We start from the raw sequence: 3,641 nt of genomic DNA, 5'->3' as shown, positions 1-3,641 counted from the left end.
TGCTCGTTCTGAAATCGTTCCTTTCAATAATATAGCTCTCTCTATTCATTGAATTTCAATAACAGCATACACTTTAGCTATTTTATTTCCCTAATCATTTTTGATTTAAGCGAACCGTGAGTTAGGAATTTTGATACCGAGGTAATTTGTGATAGCACGAACATTAAGATTCCATGGCTTTCAGTGTCACTAAATTATCTCCCGATGATTCAATGGTATTTGATTAGTTATTAAAATTGTTTAACGATTGGGGGCATTGTCAAAAGCATTAGCCATAGCATACCAAGCGAGTTTTCGATTAAATTGTTCGTCCAGGGGTAAGGGTCTAGTGCTTGCACCATCATCTCTTGCACCTCTTTTGGGATGTGCAAGCCAAGTATAGCGATCGCTTAATCCCCAGGTGTTCACTGCAATTACAGCGGGTTCATCAAGCACTGCGGAAAGATAATCACTATAGGCTTGAGCCACAAGGCGATCGCGTACTAGAATATCTTTTGGTAAATGGCGGTCATTAACATCTAATTCTGTAATTATAATTTTTAGTCCCAATTGAGCTACTTCACTGACAAAAGTTCTAATTTTTTTCTGGTTTAAAGGGGCTTGGTCTTTTGCCCAGATGTGAGACTGCATCCCCAACGCATCTATTGGGATTTCCTGAGATTTGAGTTTTTCTAGCAGTTTAAGTACAGCAACTCTTTTTGCTTCGCCCTCATCAGTATCGGGATTAATCCAATCCTCATTTAAAACTAGCAATGCCTGGGGATCTGCTGCTGCTGCTGCGTGAAAAACCAGGTCGAAGTAGTCTAAACCTAACCATTTAGCCCATTTTGTCTTTCTTAAGTTATTGGGGTCTTCATCTGGAGGAAAAATCGTTTCGTTAGCCACATCCCAAGAGTGTATTTGACCAGCATAATGACCAACAACCTTCTGAATATATTGAAGAAATATTTGTTCAACATTTTGACGGTTCACTCGCTCTCGAAACCACTTTGGCATCGATTGGTGGTAAATCAAGGTATGTCCTCGCAACAGCATACCTTGCGTCATTGCCCATTTAACCATTAAGTCGGTTTGACTAAAATTAAAATTATCTGGGCTAGGATTGAGCCAGTTCCATCTGAATTCCCATTTTGGCACCATCATGCCACACTCTTGAATTACACTAGCTGAAAACTGATTATTCTTAAGTTCGACGTTTCTAGCTGCTGCACCATAAATTAATCCTTTAGCTGCTGCACGTTCTTTAAGTGAAGTTTCTCCAATTGCTATTGGATCGATTTCTGCTGATTCATCAAATGTTTGAAATGTGCTATTTTCTTCGTTGCTCCATTGGCTTTTAGTACAAGTACTCAGACCTGCCAGAGTACCTAAGCCTAAGTAAAGTGCTTGTCTTCTTGTCAGTATTTTTTTGGGGAACATACGAAGAATTTTTGGTTAAACTAACTGTTTATCTCTCTTGCTGAAAAGAGGAGGAATGATTCAACTTTTTTTTATATCCTATGACGGCTCTTACATAAGGTAAGAGCCAGTGAAATACCCAAAATGTTCCTTTGTGCCTTTTCGCATAGATAGCTCTTGCTTTAAGGGGAAATGCTTTGGTTCCGAGTGCTTTTTTGAGACGTTCTAAAGCAAAAAGATTAGTATCTGCCCAACTGTAAGCTGCTACTAAATTACTCGTACAAGTTCCAACATAACCTGGAGCAGCCCAAACAGAACAACCAAGCTGACGCGCACGAAGTCCGTAGTCCAAGTCTCCCATGTTATGAATAAAAGCAGCATCAATATTACCAACTATCTTTGCTACAGAACGAGGAATCAGTACACAATTACCTTGCATCGTCGTACATTCTTGTGGCTCTTTTCCTGGTTCAAGAGAATCAAATTTAAACGAAAATAAACGTTGGGAAGGAATTCTTCCACCGTAGGAAAATTCACCTGTTGCTGGGTCGGTTACCGAACCAACTACTATAGATTTTTCAGAGCCACGTTTGGACAAACTTTTATGGGTATCGAGTAAACTAGATAATGCTTCAGAGTTTAAAATTGTGTCATCATTAAGCCAGAGATAATACTCGTAATCTTGCTCCATAGCGGTGGCAAAAGCCAGGCGCATTCCTCCGCCCCAAAATAGGTTACCATCCCCTTGTAATACATTTACTTCTGGATATTCTTGATGAATTGCTTCAGGAGTACCATCTGAACAGCCATCATCAACTAAATAAACGTCAAAATCGACATTTTGTTGATAAAGCTGTTTAAGACAATTAATTGTAGTTTTTTTACGGTTATAGCAAGTGATTAAAACTGCAATTTTTGCAAGATTGTTAGCACTATTTTGTTGGTTCATAAATTGATAATTTACTGATTAAGTTATTAGTAAGCTATTTATTTTAAGTTTTTTAGTATTTATAAAGTAACTTTTTTCTAGTATTTCCAAAGAGAAAAATCTATATCAAGCAACTTCTCTAGATTGCTAACATCAGAACTATAGCGGTCTATTAATTTTGCTCTTATTTCTCGATTTAAAGGAGGTAAAGGTTTTCCTGTAGTTTCAAAAATTTGATTTACCCCTGATGATTTTGCCAAGTTCCAGAGCCAATCTATGTCATTGTTACGCAGAAAATCTCTGAATTTACATGCCAATGCTCTAGCTTGAGGAAAAAGAACTGAAGCAGAGGCATTTTTCTTTTGAGAAGTTGTTGACAAGTCAAATTTGTGAGAATCCACCGCTAAAAATTTAGATAGCTGCTCAAGTGCTGGTAGGGGATTTTGAGTGATTTCTTCAAAAATTAAAACTAAGAAACTTTCTCTAGGAAAATGCTGTAGATATCTTTCAAATTGTTGATAATACATTCCCTTTCCAATAATTTCAGGTTCTTGCTCTAATAAATCTTCAAAAGCTCTTTTTTCAGCCGAGTTTTTTACCCAAAAACCATAGTGAGAATATGCCCTATCTACGGGATTTCTTAATATTACCAAAAAGCGACAGTTTGGAATCGAGTCTTTAATCCGAGAAGGAATTTCAGGAAGATATAAATATGCAGGAGTTATTTCTCCAATTTGCTGATAGTTTTGTCTTTGTTCTTCAGTAGGGAAAAAATCTTGATACCAGTTAATGCCTTTATCATAATAAAGATCGAAAAAGTGAATTTCTTTTCTTCTTTCTGGTAAATAAATATCAGGATGAGAACGTAAAATATTATCTAGCCAAGTTGTTCCCGACCGCATAGCACCGATGCCCAAAAAACTTGGCAATTTTTTTGTTACTTCACTTACTTCCGACATAATTTTTAATAACTAAAATTTCATAACTTACTTAATACTAGATTAGCTAATGTTCTGCAATGACTTAAAATTGAAGTATTTATAACTATAAAGCAATGGCAATGTCAAGCCAGAAATTATCAATTTATCTCGAAAAATCATATTTTTTTTCCATCTTTCATCGAGTCTTAGATTAACCATTCCTGTATTAGAACGACTACTAGGACTACCTGTAACAATATGATCGGTACTCATTTTGACAGTTGATTTATCAACAAAAGGTAATTCTGTAACTTTTTCATCAAGTAAGTTAAGTATTTTTTCTACCGCCATTTGAGGATTTTGAATAAAATCTTCATAGCTAATTCTTAAATAGC

4 protein-coding genes are annotated in these 3,641 nt (G+C 36.2%); all 4 read right to left on the bottom strand.

Annotated features, from left to right (window positions below; translation table 11 throughout):
* Window positions 1-240: 240 nt before the first annotated feature.
* Complete coding sequence (locus H1P_RS31770; protein WP_144875244.1) at window positions 241-1,419, bottom strand: endo-1,4-beta-xylanase; 1,179 nt, start codon at window positions 1,417-1,419, stop codon at window positions 241-243.
* A 28-nt stretch (window positions 1,420-1,447) separates the two neighbouring features.
* Complete coding sequence (locus H1P_RS31765) at window positions 1,448-2,347, bottom strand: glycosyltransferase family 2 protein (RefSeq protein WP_144875242.1); 900 nt, start codon at window positions 2,345-2,347, stop codon at window positions 1,448-1,450.
* Window positions 2,348-2,424: 77 nt separating this feature from the next.
* The gene (locus H1P_RS31760; protein ID WP_144875240.1) at window positions 2,425-3,285 is read right to left on the bottom strand and encodes a sulfotransferase domain-containing protein; all 861 of its coding nucleotides are present in this window, start codon (window positions 3,283-3,285) and stop codon (window positions 2,425-2,427) included.
* A 42-nt stretch (window positions 3,286-3,327) separates the two neighbouring features.
* Window positions 3,328-3,641 (bottom strand): hypothetical protein (locus H1P_RS36840; protein WP_186376265.1); only part of this gene is annotated, 314 nt, incomplete at its 5' end.

Source organism: Hyella patelloides LEGE 07179, assembly GCF_900659865.1.
GTDB lineage: Bacteria > Cyanobacteriota > Cyanobacteriia > Cyanobacteriales > Xenococcaceae > Hyella > Hyella patelloides.
The sequence above is the reverse complement of the archived record's forward strand: the minus strand, read 5'-3'. Positions and strand labels throughout refer to the sequence as shown.